The sequence below is a fragment of the Deltaproteobacteria bacterium genome (genome assembly GCA_018668695.1).
Classification (GTDB): domain Bacteria; phylum Myxococcota; class XYA12-FULL-58-9; order XYA12-FULL-58-9; family JABJBS01; genus JABJBS01.
Genome location: JABJBS010000319.1, coordinates 1 through 18,493 on the forward strand (window position 1 = coordinate 1; position 18,493 = coordinate 18,493).

General features: G+C 50.9%; 20 protein-coding genes. 8 read left to right on the plus strand and 12 right to left on the minus strand.

Going from position 1 to position 18,493, the window contains the following annotated elements; translation table 11 throughout:
• Window positions 1–205, minus strand: a 205-nt coding sequence (locus HOK28_17525; protein ID MBT6434902.1) for a helix-turn-helix transcriptional regulator, incomplete at its 3' end; no start/stop codon positions are given.
• A 107-nt stretch (window positions 206–312) separates the two neighbouring features.
• On the opposite strand from HOK28_17525, the gene HOK28_17530 reads away from it, so the two are divergent.
• Entirely contained in the window at window positions 313–1,233 is a 921-nt protein-coding gene (locus HOK28_17530) for a sterol desaturase family protein (GenBank protein MBT6434903.1), read from the plus strand.
• On the opposite strand, the gene HOK28_17535 is transcribed toward HOK28_17530, so the two are convergent.
• The 8 genes from HOK28_17535 to HOK28_17570 form a co-directional block, all read right to left on the minus strand.
• On the minus strand, window positions 1,230–2,366 hold the full coding sequence (locus HOK28_17535; protein MBT6434904.1) for a galactose mutarotase: 1,137 nt from the start codon (window positions 2,364–2,366) through the stop codon (window positions 1,230–1,232). The two genes, HOK28_17530 and HOK28_17535, sit on opposite strands and share 4 nt — an antisense overlap.
• 375 nt (window positions 2,367–2,741) lie before the next feature.
• Entirely contained in the window at window positions 2,742–3,206 is a 465-nt protein-coding gene (locus tag HOK28_17540) for a hypothetical protein (GenBank protein ID MBT6434905.1), read from the minus strand.
• A 178-nt stretch (window positions 3,207–3,384) separates the two neighbouring features.
• Window positions 3,385–4,047 (minus strand): hypothetical protein, encoded by a 663-nt coding sequence (locus tag HOK28_17545; protein MBT6434906.1) that lies wholly within the window; start codon window positions 4,045–4,047, stop codon window positions 3,385–3,387.
• A 144-nt stretch (window positions 4,048–4,191) separates the two neighbouring features.
• Entirely contained in the window at window positions 4,192–5,241 is a 1,050-nt protein-coding gene (locus HOK28_17550) for a hypothetical protein (protein MBT6434907.1), read from the minus strand.
• Between the two features lie 4 nt (window positions 5,242–5,245).
• Window positions 5,246–5,941: a hypothetical protein gene (locus tag HOK28_17555; protein ID MBT6434908.1), complete on the minus strand. Its 696-nt coding sequence runs from the start codon at window positions 5,939–5,941 to the stop codon at window positions 5,246–5,248.
• Between the two features lie 3 nt (window positions 5,942–5,944).
• Complete coding sequence (locus tag HOK28_17560) at window positions 5,945–6,919, minus strand: matrixin family metalloprotease (GenBank protein ID MBT6434909.1); 975 nt, start codon at window positions 6,917–6,919, stop codon at window positions 5,945–5,947.
• Window positions 6,916–7,434 carry a hypothetical protein gene (locus HOK28_17565; protein MBT6434910.1) on the minus strand — a complete coding sequence of 173 codons (519 nt, stop codon included), beginning with the start codon at window positions 7,432–7,434 and terminating at the stop codon, window positions 6,916–6,918. Before HOK28_17565 ends, HOK28_17560 begins: the two co-directional genes overlap by 4 nt.
• 99 nt (window positions 7,435–7,533) lie before the next feature.
• Window positions 7,534–9,627, minus strand: coding sequence for a sensor histidine kinase (locus HOK28_17570; protein ID MBT6434911.1), 2,094 nt, complete (start codon window positions 9,625–9,627; stop codon window positions 7,534–7,536).
• A gap of 210 nt (window positions 9,628–9,837) precedes the next feature.
• Between HOK28_17570 and HOK28_17575 the strand changes: the two genes are divergently transcribed.
• Genes HOK28_17575 through HOK28_17585 form a run of 3 tightly spaced genes read left to right on the plus strand, consistent with a single transcriptional unit; the run spans window position 9,838 to window position 11,756 of the window.
• Window positions 9,838–10,407: a LemA family protein gene (locus HOK28_17575; protein MBT6434912.1), complete on the plus strand. Its 570-nt coding sequence runs from the start codon at window positions 9,838–9,840 to the stop codon at window positions 10,405–10,407.
• Window positions 10,408–10,410: 3 nt separating this feature from the next.
• On the plus strand, window positions 10,411–11,028 hold the full coding sequence (locus HOK28_17580; GenBank protein MBT6434913.1) for a hypothetical protein: 618 nt from the start codon (window positions 10,411–10,413) through the stop codon (window positions 11,026–11,028).
• Complete coding sequence (locus HOK28_17585) at window positions 11,025–11,756, plus strand: hypothetical protein (GenBank protein MBT6434914.1); 732 nt, start codon at window positions 11,025–11,027, stop codon at window positions 11,754–11,756. Before HOK28_17580 ends, HOK28_17585 begins: the two co-directional genes overlap by 4 nt.
• Window positions 11,757–11,767: 11 nt before the next feature.
• On the opposite strand, the gene HOK28_17590 is transcribed toward HOK28_17585, so the two are convergent.
• Window positions 11,768–13,144: a hypothetical protein gene (locus HOK28_17590; GenBank protein ID MBT6434915.1), complete on the minus strand. Its 1,377-nt coding sequence runs from the start codon at window positions 13,142–13,144 to the stop codon at window positions 11,768–11,770.
• Window positions 13,145–13,244: 100 nt separating this feature from the next.
• Here HOK28_17590 and HOK28_17595 point away from each other — a divergent pair, with 100 nt between their 5' ends.
• Window positions 13,245–13,778 carry a hypothetical protein gene (locus HOK28_17595; protein MBT6434916.1) on the plus strand — a complete coding sequence of 178 codons (534 nt, stop codon included), beginning with the start codon at window positions 13,245–13,247 and terminating at the stop codon, window positions 13,776–13,778.
• Here HOK28_17595 and HOK28_17600 read toward each other — a convergent pair.
• Complete coding sequence (locus HOK28_17600; GenBank protein ID MBT6434917.1) at window positions 13,775–14,527, minus strand: ferrochelatase; 753 nt, start codon at window positions 14,525–14,527, stop codon at window positions 13,775–13,777. The two genes, HOK28_17595 and HOK28_17600, sit on opposite strands and share 4 nt — an antisense overlap.
• A 10-nt stretch (window positions 14,528–14,537) precedes the next feature.
• Window positions 14,538–15,476 (minus strand): prenyltransferase, encoded by a 939-nt coding sequence (locus HOK28_17605; protein MBT6434918.1) that lies wholly within the window; start codon window positions 15,474–15,476, stop codon window positions 14,538–14,540.
• Between the two features lie 65 nt (window positions 15,477–15,541).
• Here HOK28_17605 and HOK28_17610 point away from each other — a divergent pair, with 65 nt between their 5' ends.
• Genes HOK28_17610 through HOK28_17620 form a run of 3 tightly spaced genes read left to right on the plus strand, consistent with a single transcriptional unit; the run spans window position 15,542 to window position 18,491 of the window.
• Complete coding sequence (locus tag HOK28_17610) at window positions 15,542–16,492, plus strand: ABC transporter ATP-binding protein (GenBank protein MBT6434919.1); 951 nt, start codon at window positions 15,542–15,544, stop codon at window positions 16,490–16,492.
• The gene (locus HOK28_17615; protein MBT6434920.1) at window positions 16,489–17,601 is read left to right on the plus strand and encodes an ABC transporter permease; all 1,113 of its coding nucleotides are present in this window, start codon (window positions 16,489–16,491) and stop codon (window positions 17,599–17,601) included. Before HOK28_17610 ends, HOK28_17615 begins: the two co-directional genes overlap by 4 nt.
• Window positions 17,598–18,491, plus strand: a complete 894-nt coding sequence (locus HOK28_17620; protein ID MBT6434921.1) for a prenyltransferase — start codon at window positions 17,598–17,600, stop codon at window positions 18,489–18,491. The genes HOK28_17615 and HOK28_17620 overlap by 4 nt, the downstream gene beginning before the upstream one ends.
• Window positions 18,492–18,493 lie beyond the last annotated feature (2 nt).

The following is an 18,493-nucleotide window of genomic DNA, read 5'->3' on the forward strand; positions in this document are numbered from 1 at the left end:
TCATCGCTTCTTTGTTGGGAAAGTACTGATAAAGCGAGCCGATGCTCACCCCTGCCACTTCGGCAACCCGGTTTGTATTGACCCGGTCTACACCTTCAGCCGCCAAAACCTGAGCAGTTGCCTTTAAAATCGCGTCATAAGTAACCTTCGACCGCTCTTGAGCCGGTAACTTCCTTGGTTTTATTGGTTTTTTTGAACGAGCCACACTGTACCTCAAATGCGAGTTGAAACATGAGTAAAAGCTCACATATTTTACGATTCATTGCTCACCTTTTACAAGAAGTTTCACCGAGCAGCCCAAAGGGGGAAATGATGCGTAATCAATTTAAATATGTGCCACCGGCACTCATCAACAATGTCACCTACGCCATCGCCATGTTGGCCATCTTCATTGTCCTGGAGATCTATGGCGCGGAAGTCTGGGCATCACTGCCTGGCACCGTCAGCCTCGAGCTCCTCTTTATTGGAGGCGGATTCACGTTTTACATGGCCTGGTTTTGGCTTTGTGCGGCGCCCTACCTTTTGTTGGACCATTACAAAAAGCCCGCCTTTTTATTTAAGTATAAAATTCAGACTGGCAAAGACGGCAGCACCAGTACCCTTGCTCCAGGACGGCTCAAGCACACGGTGTGGGTTGTGCTTAAGAATCAATTCCTTGGCACCCTTCCGGTAATTGTTGGCGTCTATTACCTCATGGTCTGGAGAGGTATGAGCTATGACCAAGCCTTCCCAAGCTGGACTGAAATCGTGTGGCATTTGGCGGTCATCTTACTTGTGGAAGAAATCCTCTTCTACACCGTTCACCGTACGCTCCATCAAAAACGCTGGTATGGATCCATCCACAGAATCCATCATGAATACAAAGAGTCTATTTGTATCGCCACCCACTATGTTCATTTCGCGGAACATATGCTGGGCAACCTATTCCCAATATTCGCAGGTACACTCTTACTGGGCGCACATCCCATCACTCTGATTCTATGGATTGGAATGGCAGTGACCAACGCACTCCACACCCACTCAGGGTATCACTTCCCCTGGATGGCCTACTCACTGCACCACGACTACCATCATTACCGCATCCGCGGGAACTATGGTGTTTTAGGGCTCTTGGATTGGATTTTTAAAACAGATGGTCCCTTCGCAATGCTACACAAAGCGCATAAGGCCGAAGGGAAAAAACTGCCAGCAGAGCAAACCAGTGCTTCCGGAGCATTTAGTCTCGAAGGTTAGGATACGGAGTGGTCTTGGTCTTGGAGCGAGAATCTCCAAACGGTCCGCTGAATCCGCGGAATGTCTGCCTCTACCTCAATCGATGGAAAGTTTGGCTTATTAACGGCATCTGGATAACCCTGGGCTTCCAAGCACAGTGCACCATAATCACGCCATCGTCCCTGAGAGATCCGAGACAACCGGTTTGCCGAGTATACCTGTAAACCTGGCTGGTCGGTGAAGACTTCAAGTTCGCGGCCAGTACCTGGATGCTCCAAGGTCGCCGCATGCCGAAGCTTAACGCTCTCTTCACCAACCCAGGTGTTGAGAACAGGCGCATCGTCATCGATTACAAAATAGTGGTCGAGCTCCGCCTCACCCAATTCATCTAAGTGCTGCTCGATGGACGATACCGTCCGGAAGTCGAGCGATGTACCATCGACCTGAACCTTTTCACCGGTTGGAATCATTTTAGCATCCGTCTCAAGATACGCACTTGCATTCATTTTCAGCAAATGCCCCTTCACCGTCGCTCCTTCTGGAGCGTGACTTGAAAGGTTCCAATAAGCGTGGTTCGTGAGATCTGAGACGCTTTTTCTTTCGCATAGCGTCACATACTCAGTGGCCAATTCACCATCGACACTCAAAGTATACCGTGCCTTAAAGACAGCGCGGCCTGGATAGCCCTGGGCACCATCTGCGTCTTCGGTTGAAAATTCGACCCCGATACGCCCTGGACCTTCGGTAAACCGCAAGACCCTCATCTGCCACAGCCTTGTGTGCAGACCGCCCGGGCCACCATGTAAATGGTTCCCACGGCGTTCATTGGCCGGTAACTCGTAAACTTCACCATCGAGTTCAAATTGAGCGTTGGATACCCGATTGGCGATTCGACCAATCGTCGCTCCCAGATAAGCGTTGTCTTTCTCGTAGCCATAGACTCCGTCGTAACGTAGGGAGATATTACCTTCCACGCCTCGCCGGTCATCCATGTTCAAGTAGAGCAACCGAGCTCCAAAGTTGATGAACGCAGCCTTAAACTTTCCAGCCGTAAGCTCAACAGCCGAGACACATTCGCCGCTCTTGAGTCTACCCAATTCAAATATTCGAAACCCCGGGACACTTGGTCCTCTTTCGTCTTTGGTGGAATGCATTGAGCCCTCGCTTCTTCGAACAAACAAACACTGAAAAGATAGACTAGACACATAGTCGCCAATCGAAGGCTTGTCCACGCCAAGGCGTTAATCTTAGTGATGAAATTCTATAACCGGGACAGAATGTCCGAGAATTTGGGCAATAAATGGCTGGAAGCCTTAGATGGTGCGCGCAAACTGTACAAAGACTGGAGAACAAACAAACATCATAAAAAATACTGTTCTTACCTTAATTCTCATAACGTCTGACCTTTCTCCCGCTTCAAGTTCGCCGGATGCATGAAATACGGCCTCTTTGCCGCACATGAGAGGTATCGGCCAAAACGAGACAAGGTTGCTTAAAAACATCTAACCCAACCCATTCACCCTAAAAAACTAAGTAATTACATGGGATTGCAGAAAACAAAGATGGTCTTTAACCTCTGGTAAGTCGGCATCAGGGTGCTGATTGCAAAAGTTCATCGCACGCTCCAAACCACCCAATGACCGCTCCAATTCGGCTTTACAAACCAAACTTTGGGGGTAAACCGAGTGACCTTTCCTTATTGGCTCAAGGTTCTGCGCCGCTTTCGTAATCAGCCCCTCTCTGATCTGAAGCGAAGCCAGAGTCACAAGCACTGCTTCGTCCGCCTCCCCAAGCTCCTGCACGAGTTCCAACATCAGCCGGGCCCTCACAAAACAACCTGCCTGAATGAAAAAATGAGCCTTCAAGATAAACCCGTTTGGTTCGCCGGCTAACCCCTCAAACACTCTCGTTCCTGACGGACCAAGGCTTAAGGGAATCACGACTGGGCTTGGGCTATACTCACGAGCCAACGGAACCGATTCGCTTTTCTTCAAAAATTACCTCCTGTGCACAACACTAGAGGTAGAACATGCGGCTTTCATGCCATGTGGGCCGTGATCTAATTAGGCCAATGTTTTCAAATTAGTTCGAAGGATAACCAGAAATTAAGACAACCAAGAAATCGGCGGTGTTGCAAATTGAACAAACACCTTATTCATACTGAAACACGCCCTAGGGTCGGTTGGCCATGTGGTCCAGTAGGGAAACATCTCCAGCTTTCGCCTGTGATTGAAGACTTTTCTGAAGCACATCAAAACAAGTTACCAACTGCTCGATGGCACCATCCGGCACGGTCGAGTCTTTACCCTGAAGCTCTTTCTTCAGTGCCTTAAGCTGGTCACGCACACCTGCTGGAGCAACTCCCAGCGCTTGAGCGAGTGAACAACGCTCTCGCAAGAATGTCACCATCCGCAGTGCCCAAGACCACTCACCGCTTTGAAGCTCGGTAAGACTCTCTTCAGCATGCTGAACTGCTTCGTTCAAAGTTTCGCAAATAGAAACATCAGGGGGTACTTCGCCGATGTGCCGAACCAATCCAGCACGCAGGTGAACCAAAAGCGCCAGTTCAATACGGATATCACCTTCTGCTCCCGAGACCGGCATTGAAGCCAACAATCCCACAATGCGTGAATCAACCTTACCTATTAACCGGCTCAACACCGCCTCTACCCGAATCGATGAAATGCCACGCATACCCCGGTTTTCCGGCGGCTTCTTGCCAGGCCCTTTGAGGCCCTTACTCGCAGAACGAGAGATCCCGGCGCTACCTGGCGCCAAAGGCGTCTTTGGATTTAAGTTTTCCAGTTGTTTGGCCACACTTAGTAGGTCGTCCATATTACCCGGATCCCAATTGATTCAGTCAGATTGCGTTAACAGGTCTCAAAATGATGCCAGCGTCCTCTTCGGAGCACAAGCACCAGTTGTGAATGCTGACTCCATGATAACTCAGGTAGTTGCCTGGAGAAAGCAGGTGCGCAACTAGCCTACCTCTTCAAGATCTTCTGGAAGGTCTGGTGCAACGAAAAACCAAGCCAGAAAAAGGTCCCATTCTTGGTCAGACCAATCGTCTGGTCTAGAGCAACTACGTCCTGGCGGAATCGTGGGTGGCCAATCCTCACTCGCGTCGAAGAGCCTCTTAAACTGTAAATACCTATTTTTACGGAGTTCTCCGAACTCACCGAGCAATAGAGGCAGTAAAAGCTCTTTAAACTTTTGGTGCGCGGCAGCAATCATGGCCGCCATCTCTCGCAGCTGGGATGCTTTACCTTCCATCTCAGCCTGCTTACCCAAAAGATTCCCAAGTTTTAATAGCTTGGCTGCCTGGTCCTCAATCGTTCGCACTGTCTCAGCCAGAGTTTTACGGCCTGCTTTCTCGCCTTTGGTGCCCTCTTTGGAAAGGTCCAATTGCGAATCATGGCCCAGCTCAGTCTCCTTCAAAGACTTAAGCTTCTGCTTATTCTCCGCGTCTTTGCCTGCTTGAGCCGATTCACCAACCTTGGAAAACTGCTTGTTCAGCTTGTCTTGCTTGCTCTTTTTGTCGGCTTCTTGCTTGGCGCGTTCTTTATTTTGTTTCCGGCTAGCCTGTTCTGCACCCAGTTTGTCGTCAGCAAAACTCGACCCAATAATCTCAGTGGCATCAACCAAGGCTGCATCCATTTGCTGTAAGAGTGACTGCAGGTTCGAGAGCTGACTCCCTGCTTGCCGCAATTGACCATCCATCGTGGGCCGCTCTTGTTGACCTTGGGAGCCGGGTTTAAGGCTTATTTGGGGAGATTTCGATTCTTTCTGCAGACCCTTGGATACTTGAGTATCCTTCCCGTCTTGCATCATCGCTTTTTGAGCCTGTTGAACTTTCTTGGCCAACTCAGCGGCACGGCCTTTGTTTCCGGCCTCTTTCGCGGAGCGCTTCGACTGTTCTTTCTTCGCCTTTTCAGCACCTAGCTTGTCGTCGGCAAAGCTGTCCGAATCCTTAAATCGTTTGGCCCCTGGCGCAACGCCGCCACCACCGATTTTGCCACCACCCGCCATACTTTTAACTCTCCTGCCCGCGTAGCTGCTCAAGTCGCAGACGAATATCTTGGGGTGATAAAACCTTATGCCGCCCTTGTGCCCCCTGCGTTATCAAAAGCTTTTCCATGACAGCAGACGCCACGTCGACTCCGTGCTCCTCAACCAGCTGCGCTTCCAAAACCGGTCCCGAGGTTTCAACTACGGCGATAATCCCTGCAACCAATTGGGACCTAGCGTCATCATCCAAGAACGAAGCCATTACCCCTAAGAGCTCTTTTAATAAATCGCCTTTCAAGCGTTCAAAGAAATTCTTAGGAGCCACATTTTTAGCCGGGTCAAATCGAGCAAACATGTGCAGCGCGGCCAAGTCTTTACCAAAGTCGGAAACAATGCCTTCCTTGCCTTCGTCTAGACGTGCAAGGCGGGCCAGAATAGGACACAAAACCCAAAGCCTCTGCCACCGCTTTTGAACATCGTCGCTGCGCGAAGCTTCAAAGATGGCCGCCACATCCGATGCCTTGGCTCGGCTAAGATACAAAAGGCTTTTGTATGAATCGGTAGCGTTAATCAGATTGTCGCAAGCCTGCGAGATCCGGTGGGCCTCAAGGCCCGGCATATCGTCTTTATGAACAAACTTAAAAGACTGGCCTATTTTCATTCCCGATTGCCCAGGAGCTAACCCCTCGGAACCAGGACCACCCTTTTTGCCAATCACCATATCTTAAAGCACTCTTCTCCGAGTTAGGCTTAGTAAACCTGTAACCATGAGCAGCAACCACAAGGGAGCTACGGGTGAAGACTGGCAGCCTCCTCCGCCTTCAAGGCTTCCATTGTTTCTACTGACCACTTCTACTGCCGGCACGCGGTTGAGTTCTTGCGGCGGCGCACAGTAACCACAATCAGCGCTTGGAGGATTGCAATAGCCGTTACGCTCAGCTCCCGGTGGTAAATCAGCATTGACCGTGGCGTCGGCCGGATATTTGAACACGATTCCTTTAGCGTCGCTGCAGGTCAAATTACGTTTTTTGATTTCACCCGTATCGGCCCTTGGGAACATCGTATCATCTGCATCAGCCGTATGGCCCAGGCCGAGAAAGTGGCCGAGCTCATGAACAGTCGTATTCATGAGGTCGGTATTCTTGTTTGCATTGCCTCTATCCGTAAATGAGAATTTTTCAGAATTATACTCGATGTCGGAATCAAGAATCTCGCCCGTGAGTGAATTGTAAGTCAGTGTGGTGAGGGCAATAATCAAAGCACCTTGCCCAGCATGCGGCCAACCTTCATCACGAAAAACCAAAAGGTTCTCATTCATAGATGGTTCAAGGTAGTCGTAACCTGCTCTATCGCTGCTCGTTAACACGTCGCCTGGAAGAGTGGTTGCAGAGTCGAGACCATAAAATTCAAGGTCTGTTCCCATCCCTAAATCACAGCCCGCCGAATCTTCCATCTCAAGGTTTTGCCAAACCAGAAAAGAGTCCTTGAGGTCGTTAAACTCTGCACTGCCTTCAATATCTGTGGTGCCATCTTGCTGAACACCAAAGCTGAGCATTCGGCCACCATCTCGCCAAAACCATGACAAAGATGGCCCCGTTTCATTGCCTTCACCGTCGGAAACGCGTGTACACACATAGGCAGATGCTGTGGACGGAACTGCTAAAATCATGGCCATGGCTATCCAGAGGACTCGCATCATTGCACTACCTCCAAAACAGCTGCTTTGAGCGCCTTGAGCCGAGTTGGGAATGGGGCCACTGCCGGATTAATAAACTCAAATGCCTTTAACTCTCGTCGAATGGATTTCATTGAAACCTGTGCTGCATTCTCTACTCGGAAAACACCTTGAGAAAGCCCCACTGGATGCAACTCATCTTGATGGCTACGGGCCAAAAAAAGCACGACTTCTTCGCCGCGGCGAAATACAGGTGCGCCTGAAACCCTTTGAGCAATTTCACCCACCCGGCCGCCGAGCGTTACAAAGTAGATAGGACCACTCGAACGCTCTGAGCCTCGCCATACATCCGTAGTTTCCAAAACATGGCGGGTCATAATACGACGTCCATCCCAATAGCTTTCACTCTGCGACACGACGCCTACAAGAATATCTGAAGAAAGCTCCACCAGCTCTGGTAAATCTGCCTGTCGAGCCGGACTGCCCATGACCCAAGAAGGCATGGAAACCATCATTAGAATTAGTATCAATCGTCGCATTTACACTCGCTCCATATTTCAGCACACAGAGAGACCCTACCAAGGGCTGCTCTAAAAAGCGAAGGATATAGGCAAGAGATCCCCTGCATTTTCACCCTCTTAAGCCGGTGAAACCGCCACTGTAGCAGGCCCCTGACCCGACAAAGGCAGCTCTATCTCGAAAATTACGCGCCCAGTGATATGCCCCGCATCAGCCAAACGAAGGCTCGCACCTTGTTCTCGTAGCAGCTCTCGCGCGACAGGAAGATTTCGCCCAACCTCAGCAAGCGCCCCGGGCTCTAACAATGATTCTATCGCGCTAGCCGAAATGGGCGGGCCATTATTTTGTATGGATAAAATCCATGATGAAGCCGAAGACTTGCCGCTTAGCCAAACCGTGGGTGATTCGGTAGCCAACGTGCAGAAGCGCACGGCATTGATCAACACATGACTCATGGCATGAATGAGCATGTAGGGATTTCCTTCGACGACTGTCGTCAAGTCACCCAAGGATTCCTCAAAATGCATCTTTTCCAAAATCTCAGGCTGCTGGTCCGCACGAACACGCCTCATGGCACCATCAATAAGGTCTCCAACCGCCAATGCCTCACGAATGGCACCATCAATTTCAGCCAAGCCCCTCATTTCAGTGACCACGTTGGCGGCAACTTGAGAACCAGAAGAAATGATATCGAGATTTTTCCCGATGCTGTCGAAGTGGTCCTCAATTTGGTCAACCACCTGCTTGGCCTCGGGGGAGTTCTTCGCATCACCCAAGAGATTATCCAAAATACTCTTCACGTCTCTCACACTTTGCTGCGTACCATCAGCTCCCAAACTCACATAGTTCAACGGGTTATTCAGTTCATGTGCGACATTTGAGAATATGTGAATTTTCGTTTTCAGAGCGCCATTCAACTGCTTTTCAAGCCGCGCCGACTCAAATTGAGCTTTGATTTTCTCGAGGTTGTCTTTACGGGACTTATCTACCTGCTGAAAGGACCAAGTTGACTGAGCTGCCAAGAGGTAGCTTTCCACCAATACAAAAACAGCAAACGAGTATGTCGACCAAAATTCACTGCTGCTGTAACTCTGGGTAAACAACATGTCGTTAACTGCGCCCACACCCATCGCGGCGCACCCAAACAAAGCTACCCAGGCAAAGCTGCGCCCCTTCGCCACGCAATAACTTAGATAGATGCAGATAGTGAGGACCTGTAGACCAATGATGGGGTAATAACTTCTCAAAACGACCGACATAGCCTCAGTGGTGCCGAAAATCGAAATGATAAAATAAGGAGTACTTACGAGCCAAGCCAGTCTCGTTAAGCGTCGATAAACTACCCCCGGAAAGACTGTGCCCACGAAACTCATAACGGCAGGCCCTGCCATCTGGAAGCTCAAAAATTCAAAGCGTATGAGTATGCTAAACATTTCATCGGTTGGGACATAACTGTAGAAGTCAATCATTCGGGAAACACTGAATTCTCGAATAAAAACCAGAACACACAAAAGAGTAAACCAAGCACTGCCTAAATCTGACGAACGCATCAAAAATCTCGCCAGATGATAAAGCGCCATCACCAGAAGAAGCCCAAGCAGACCCGCGCTGACCAGGCGGCGCACCATTAAATCACGGGTAAGCCCATCGTAGGTGCCAATGTAGAGAGGTTTCCAAACTCCTCCCCGAGCGTAGGAGAAATTAGAGACGTGAAGAACCAACCACACTTTTTCGCCAGCAAGAGTGGGCAGTTCTGAGATGCGAGGTGCCCACTGTGGAATATGTTCTGAAGGTGTCTTGCCAAGGCGCCCATTGCTCGACAGCGGGTAAACGTTATCTTTAGTCACCGCGTAGAGGGAGTATGCTGAAGAAACCTCTTCAATCAAAACACCCCATGAAGCGCCCGGCGGTTCATCCGGCAAATAGAGTTCAAGTGCGTAGGTCGCAAAACCTTCACCCGACAAACCTGTCTCGTCACCATCTGAAAATTGCCCATTCCAGATTGATGGAACTTCAATCTCAAACATCGGTGCGATTGGAGTATTTTGAAAGCTCGCCGGCTCCAGTAGTTCTTGCCAGCGGAATAACCATTTCCCGTCGAGCCTTAAAACCTTAGCGCTACGTAAATCATCGTTGGCGCGTAAGTCGAGCTTCCCGTCACGTGAATTCTCACCTTGAATCACTGGCTGACAACCCGCGAGTACAAACAACACGAATATCACCGCTAAGATATGCAAAGGTGTGGACCACTTTCCACGGAGCTGACGGTGCTGCAAGCGTGAGACAAACATTTACCTAATAAAATCAGGATGTTGCACCCAGGTCCAGTCCGAAAACACAGAATAAAGAAGAACTTGAGTTTGACGTCCGACAATTTTTCCCTATCTTGTGAACCCACTGCGACTTCCAAGGAGAATATGACGATGAAATGGTTAGCCTTTACCCTGATTGCATGCACACTTCCCGCTTGCGGCTACAACGAAGTCATTGAACGAGACGAGGATGTCAAAGCAGCTTGGTCTGAAGTAGAGAACCAATACAAACGAAGAGCCGACCTGATTCCCAACGTGGTTAAAACCGTGAAAGGCGCGGCAGACTTTGAAAAAGAAACGCTCCAAGGTGTCGTCGAAGCACGTTCCAAAGTGTCGCAGATCAACGTCGACTCTTCCATCATCGATGACCCGGCTAAAATGCAAGCATTCGAAAAAGCGCAAACCGGACTAAGCGGTGCACTCTCGAAGCTCATGATGGTGGTTGAACGCTATCCTGAACTCAAGGCCACGCAGTCTTTTCGAGACCTCCAAGTTCAACTCGAAGGAACAGAAAATAGAATTGCCGTAGCACGCAAACGCTATATTGAATCTGTTGCTGCCTACAACAAAGTCGTCCTGCTTTTCCCTTCTAGTATCGGCGCAAGCATGCGCGGCAAAGAGACTCGCGAAAACCTAAAAGGTAAAGCTGAGGATGCTGAAGCTCCAAAGGTAGAGTTCTAATCTATGACCGTTCTCACTCAAAAAGACCAAGAGGCCATCAGCGCAACCATTGCCGACGTAGAATCCAAAACTGCGGGTGAAGTGGTGGTTGCGGTTGTTGGCCAAAGCGATGATTACGCCGCTATCCGTTACACCACAGCAGCCCTTCTCACGGTGGCATCCGCTTTATTCCTTCGGCATGCTCCCATCGCTTGGGTGAGCGAATTACTGATCCCTCTCCAGATACCGATTTTCTTTCTTTGGCTGCAAGTCACCAAGGTCCCCGCTCTCACCCGGTTCCTTGCAAAAAATGCCAGCCCAGAGCGGGTTCGTGAGCGTGCCATGCGCATGTTCATCGAACGCAGTATTCACAATACCCGTGACCAATGCGGCCTCTTGCTCATGCTTTCCGAAGTTGAACAACAAGTGGTGATTCTTGGAGACGCTGGTATTCATGAAAAGATTGGTGACCCCGGATGGGAAGCTTATGTGGACCGCATCGTCAAAGGTTTCAAAAGCGGTCAAGCCGCTTCTGCGATTGTGGAAATCCTTCAAGAGCTCGGCGACACACTGGCAACCCATTTTCCTCCCCGCGACGACGACACCAATGAACTCTCCAACGAGGTGGTGGTGCAACCATGAAAGCACTGAGTTCATTTATTCTAGTATTCGCGCTAACCTTTCCTGCTCTGGCCTTAGAGGTGCCTCCACTTACCTCACGGGTTACAGACCAAGTGGGTATTCTCGGCAACTCCAAGGCTCAGCTGGAGCAAATGCTCAAGGCGCACGAGACTTCTACCGGGCAGCAGTTTGCCCTCTTGGTGATCCCAACACTTGCTGGGGATTCGCTGGAGGATTTCTCCATCCGTGTGGTGGACAAGTGGAAACTCGGTCAAAAAGATAAAGACAACGGACTGCTCTTGCTTGTCGTACACCAAGACCGAAAAATTCGTTTCGAAGTGGGTTATGGCCTTGAAGGAGATATTCCTGATGCCCTCGCCGGCCGCATTATCTCAACCGTCATGGGCCCGTCATTTCGGGCAGGGAAATTCGGTGAAGGAATCTTAGAAGCCTTCAAACTTGTGATTCAAGCCGGAGCTGGTGAAAAAGTCGAATTCGCAGCTCCCCCACCCGCAGGGAAAACAAACCCAAACACGCATTCAACTTCGAAAGACATCGAAGAGATGACCTGGGTCGATTGGGTTATCGTCTTGTTCATGATCTTCCTCTTCATCGCCGGCCGAGGGCGAGGCGGCTATTCAACGCGTGGGGGCTTCTCCAGTGGAGGCTTCTCCAGCGGAGGTGGAGGTGGAGGTTTCTCCGGTGGTGGCGGTAGCTTTGGCGGCGGAGGTGCCTCCGGGGGCTGGTGACCGCGCTTAGCTTAGCTGGCCCAAGCACTCAAAGAAGTCTGACGGCTTCGCGCCAAATCATTTAGATTCAACCCATACTGCTCGGCCATTTCTTTGGCTGCGACCCAAGTGCCGCCGCCCCGGCGGTAACAAAAATTAATGAAGTCTTGAGCAGTTTCAACTTCAGGGTGATTCTCCATAAACACCGCTACTGGATGTTCTGGCTCGGGTTCAGGAGTTGGTTGCGTCAATCCATCAAGAGCTCCGGCAGTCTGCGGCCCAACCCGGCCATCTACGCTCAACTGCTGGTGAGTTTGGAATGCCATGACCGCCAACTGAGTCTGACGGCCAAAAACACCATCGACCGCAACTCGGTAACCCATGCTCTGCAACTTCTCCTGCACCAGCCGCACCGCTGGACCTCGAACTCCATCACGCAGGGTGTTATTTCCGGTCAGGACTTGGTTCCACGATTCGGAGTCACCTTGAGAAGGCGTCCACTGAACTTCTTCGGTTGAGCCTTCAGTGCTTACCAATAACGCCATAACCCCTGGGCGCTGGTCCCATGAGCTTGAATCAAAAACACCATCCGCCACGTAGCGCCCGCCCTTGTAAACATCGGTACCGGCATAAACATAGGGGCTTGTTAACCCACGGTAGTGATAACCCAGGCCATTGTACGCTTCTGCGAAAGTCGCCAGAGACGCTTTATCGGTGGTTCCTGCATGCATACCCAGCTCGTCCCGCAACCACGATTTCGAATTTAAGGCATGAACGGCAGCGTCCTCCCACTGATAAAAAACGGGGATATCACTGGGGTGATGAATCGCTGGCTGCCCCAGCGGATCACCTTGATGTAAATAGGTATCAAATCGGCTGGAACTCTCTCGATAATGAAGCGCTGCGATTAGAGCGGCCGGCACGCCCGTTTGCTCTGCAACGGCTTGATAACGGTGCTGATGGTTGGCCCAGGTGTCTTGAAAAGAGCGTACTCCAACATCATAGGATCCCCCAGTAGAGAGCCTAATGTTGGCCGCATCGGTTTGGTGATTTCGATACACCGAGCCATAAGGTTCCTGAGGGACTCCTACGGATGCTGCTCGCTCGGCCGGCGTCGCGTCCCGAACTGCAGCATCAAGTGACTCAACAATTCGGCCCAAGGCAGTGGCCTCTCCTCCCTGTGAAACCCGAATCGACTGTGAGGAACCATTGTTGTCGTATTGATCTAAGTTTTTAAAAAACCCGGCCCATTCAGCGGCTCCAGAAACACTGCCATCTTTATTTAAATCAGCAGAGCTTATCTTCTCCCGCACATGACTCGGGAAATTGGGATGGTCCGCTAAGGGCTCCAAATCCAAACTCTTATTCTTAAACCGTTCGATGAACCCAATTTTTGATAAATTCGACATTCGTTTCCCCTGTGCATCTCGCCCCATTAGGACCTATACAGAAGGAAGTAGCCTCGGTTATTTTAGGTGAAACCTTAGAACCCAATGTCGGAAAAAGAAGATGCACTCGATACTCAGAAAACCCATCTATATAACTTTACTGGGAATTCTCCTCTATTGCCCGCCCTCGCTGGCACAGGGATCTCTTCAGGCTGAACGGGCAGGCTTTCATTTCCAGATTGCTTTAGGCTGGGGAGTCGGTCCCGATAGCAATGGGCTATTTCAAAACATGGAGATTGGTGGAACTTTTGAGAACGGCTGGACCCTCGCCTACAACCACGTCTTCATTCAGAATAAAGGGTTTGCTCAACCCGAAGGCGGTCCCGACTTGGTCGGTGGACATCTGCTCTTACTTAAGATTCCCGCAACCGACCACTGGGTGCTGAAGATTGGTGCCGGTCCTGGCGGTATTCATATTCAGGATGACGGAATCGAAGCAGAGATAGGGCTCGGTGTAACCTACGGGGTAGATTATCATATTCTTATCACGCCCTCTTCCGGGATCACATTTGGCTTAACAGGCTTGCATGCCCTGATCAGCCGACGAAGGCATTTTTTCGGAGCTGCTTTATCGCTGGGCTACACTTGGTTCTAAGCGTTTTGAACAACTCGAGAAGGAATGTTCAAAGACTGCGCAGCAGCCACCCTCGCCTCGCCATAACGTTTCTCAAATTGACACAAGCCATCTACTTCCCACGACACGACAGGGATATCGCCTGCTTGTGACAAGGCCTCATGGAGTAAACGTTCCTCATCCGGCTCCCGTGAAAAGACAAAAGGGTTGCGGATTTCACCAGGTTTGAGCTGCCTATATTTTTCGTCGTTCTCTGCAATCAAGGCTTCGAGTTCACGGCGCCTCTTTTGGAGATAAAGCAAGAAGACCCAATCAAATGGGCCGGTCTCTTGCCGCACCTGAACATCTTCTTTCACCCAACGGCACCAGTCGAAGCCAAGGGTAAAGTCATGCACGTAACGAAATGCCAGAATCGAATGGCGACCAAATCCGCGCTGTAAGTCAACGACCATGGCCGTCATCAAACGAATTTGCCGGGGAGAACCCGCTCGGGTAAGTGCTCCCGCCAGATAATCTAAGTCCCAAAAAATATTATCTGGGAAATTGGCCAGAATAGACTCCGCAATTTCATCAAGGCCATCGACAAAGGCTTCAAGTGCGTCGGGATCAGGCAACCGGGGTGCCAAAAGGTCTAGAAGAGCTGGCAATGTGGTTGGTGTTTCGCGTGTTGGGCTCAAGCTTAAATAGGTCTGAGCCTTATCCTCAACCCGCAGCTGAACGTAGCTCAGGCGGTCACGGTGCTTCTGGATGGCTGCAGTTGGGGAGATCATAATCAGCTCTCTAACCCAGGTAAGCAAGAACCCCAAGGGTCAGCCCAAAGATAGTTCCGCCCCACCATATCGCGCGATGCAACATCAACTTGAAAATCTTCTGAGCCCCAAAAGCATTGGTCAGAGCTTCACCGCTTGCCTGACTCATCCGTCGATGGAAATAGAACGCAACCAAGCCGGCCAAGAGTGCAGGCACCCGTAATTCCGGATATCCCACTGCCATTGCCAGCCAAACCGTGGTTCCAAGAACCAATGTTCGACCTACCCAGCGCCTAATCGGAGAATTACCGAACATGGTTGTAAATGTTCGCTTTCCACCTGCTCGGTCACTTTCTTCGTCGGCAAGCCCACTTGCCAAAGCGCTCGAGAGCGCCATCAATGTAAATCCGCCCAAAATCCAAGTGTAGCTTGGCGCCCAAAAGACGCCGCCAACAGCATATGCGTTGAGCCAAGGCAGCACCACGCCCACACCCAACATTTCGATGAACTCGCCGCCTCCGCGATAATTGAACTTAAACGGGCCGAAAGTGTAGGCGCCAAACATCACGAGACCACCCAATCCAACCACCGCGATCCCGGGACGGCTTACCCATGCCTCAAAGATAAAACCGCTCACTCCCGCCAAAAGACCTGCGGCCAGACCGACACGTAAAAGAGCCGCGGCTGGTAAAATTCCATCTGGAATCGTTTTTGGAGAGCAGCCATTAGGGAACATTTGGCGCTTGATGGCGTCAACTTTGCGATCGCCCCAGTCATTGAGCAAAACGATGAAAACGAGGTCTAGAACAGTGTAAAAAGCCCCGAAAGCCATGCCTGCCAGCGAAATATCGGTGCCCACCCAGAGGCCCAGACCCTGACCCAGAATCATCGGGACCAAAAGCTTTGCCCAACTCATCGGTTTCAGGGCATAAATCCATCGGTCAAAGGTTGATTGCACTGTTAAATCCATGGCACCTGATGCCTGTAGGGAAACATTTCAAGAGCACCCACTTCTGTAATATATATGAGGTACTCATGGGTAACTTATCGAGGGAATACAACGGGAGCCATCTAGCAGGCAACGACCTAAGTAAGGCGTTCGGTAAAATTCGAGCGGTTCAGGGTGTTAGCCTTCAATTGCCCCCCGGCGAAGTGACCGTTCTCTTAGGGCTCAACGGAGCGGGCAAATCCACTCTGCTGAACATGCTCTCGGGTTCCATCAAACCTGACGCAGGTCAGGTGTGCATCGGTGAAGCACCGCTCAAACCAACCATGGTTGGTCTGTGCCCGCAAGGCGTCACGCTCTGGCCAGATCTAACTCCTCGAGAACAACTCGAAATGATGGGCGAATGTTACAACCTTAAACCCGATGTTCTTCAAAAGCGTATCAACCACCTTCTGGAACGCTTAAAAATTAAGAGCCTACAAAATCGCCAAGCAGGAACACTTTCGGGCGGTATGCAGCAGCGAGTAAACGTTGCCCTGGCCCTTATCCACGACCCATCCGTGGTGATTCTCGATGAACCGATGCAGGGCTTGGATCCAGAGAGTCGACGGCTACTTCGCGAGCTGATTCATGACATTGCGCAGACCCGGCAGGCGGTCGTCGTGGTTTCTACCCATGACATTGATGAAGCTGAGCAAATGGCCGACAGAGTTGCCATCATGCACGAAGGAAGACTCCTCGTTCTTGAAACAAAGGATGAGTTAAAACAGCAACGAGAGGCTGCTGGCGTTATCCGTATACGAATCCCATTGGAAGAGCAGCACGCAGCTCTCCAGGATGCATGCCAAGCCCACAAACTCGCCTATGAAATGGATAAGACCACGTTTATCATTCGTAGCTCACAAACAGATGCAACAACTCGTTGGCTGCTGGATACGACCAAAGAACTAAAGATTAAGACCTCCGGACTAAGTGTTTCCGAATCATCTCTCGAAGATATTCTCTTCGAATGGGCCCAAAGCTCGGAGGCTCAACCATGAGTCTCAAAGCAGTCGTCGTCAAAGAAGTTCGTCAACGGATGCGAGATAGGCTAACGCTCATTCTCACCATCTTCACAGTGCCCTTTTTCACCATGGCCTATGGGTTGGTCTTTTCACAAGAAACTGTTCATGTAGCGGTGGCAAAGCCAACAACCCACGTAGGGCACCTACTCCTAAAAAGTGTTTTCGAGGCACGCTCCCCCGATGGGCAAAACCTCTTCAACCTTCATTTGGTTGCGGATGCCTCGGTTCTTAGAGAACAGGTCGAAGCTGGTATTTGGAATGCAGGGGTCATTCTTCCAACCGCAGTGATTACCGGAAGCCAATCGCCACCACGCATTATTATGCTCGGTCCAGTTCAGCGACCTCAAACGATGCTCACCTTCGCACAGCTTGAGAGAATCCTGCGGGGAGCATTGGCTCAAATCGATCCAAGCCAACCGAAGACTCCCGTTTTCGCATGGGAGGAAGCTGGGCCACCCGGGCCACAAACCACCTTTGACCAATTTGTGCCGGGGCTTCTTGCTTTCGCAATCATTATGCTCATCTTCTCTTCAGCTCTCGCGCTGAGTCGAGAGATTGAACGAGGCACCCTGCTCAGGCTTCAGCTTACGGCGGTCAAACCCTGGCATCTCGTCACGGGGATGGGCTTGGTTCAAACAAGCCTAGGAATCCTCTGCGTCGCAATCACTTTACTCACGGCAGTCGTGCTCGGGTTTAAGGCTCAAGGCTCGCTTTTGGCAGCCCTGCTCTTTGTTTCATTAGGCTGCTTAAGCTCCATTGGCATTGGCCTCATCATCGCATGCCTGATGAAGACAACGCCTCGAAGCTTTCTCGTCTCAAGCTTTGTGATGTTTCTGCTACTTGTTTTCTCGGGTATCGTTTTTCCCAAACCAGATGGAAACATCGGCATGCTTATGGGCTACCAGGTTGCCTGGACAGATATCCTCCCCACAACACACCTACGGGTTGCCTTAGACCGAATCTTGGCCAGCGGTTGGCCCAGCAGCCGTCTCGGGTACCCACTCACGTGGATGACCCTTCAAGCCACCATTATTCTCGGCACCGGTATTTTTCTATTTGGTAAACAGGGGCCAAGCGGGAAATGAAACAGCTTATAGCCTGGATCCAGGCTGCGCGCTTTCCGTCTCAGCTCTACTTGCTCCTTCCAGTTTATCTTGGGCAGCTCTGGGCAGAAAATGCCGGGCATCCAAGAAACCAAGCCATCTTTTTCCTCGCATTGCTATTCGCTCTCCTCGACCAACTCTACATCGTATTCGCAAACGATTACGCTGACCAAGAAGCCGACGCTCTCAACCAATCTCCGACACTTTTTTCCGGAGGCTCACGCGTCCTCGTCGACGGAAAGCTGACCCCGAATTCACTCATGCGGGGCGCACAAGTGGCGGCCATGGGGTGCCTTGGGACCGCCTCTGTTCTTGCCACGGCTTACGACCGCCCCGGTGCTATCGTCCTGGCCGTCATCGCCCTTCTTTTGCTTTGGGCCTACAGTTTTAAGCCGGTTCAGGCCTCTTACCGTGGCTTCGGTGCTTTTCTGCAAACACTGGGGATAGCCGTTGTTTTACCGGTTTTTGGATTCTACGTGCAGGCCGGAACGGTTCGCGGATTCCCATGGATTCCCTTGCTCGTCTTGGCTGTGTCGCAGCTCAGCTGTGCCATGGCCACCGCCTTACCCGATATAGATGGTGACAAGAAAGCTGGAAAAAATACGCTCGCCGTTAAACTCGGACATCGCGGAAGCCAAGTATTCATGGCGGTGCTCTTGCTTAGCGCCAGCTTACTCCTGTGGCTTTCCCTGGATCTAACCCCTGGTCAAATTCAGCCATCCTGGCTAGGGGTACCCGTAGTAGCCGCTGTGTTTGCTGGTACAATACCAAAGGTTCACATCGGGCTACATCGTATGACAGCCGTGGCCATCACGACCATCGCGGGCGCGCTCGCAATCGAAGTGATGTACATTTTTGCACTTTTTCGGTGATT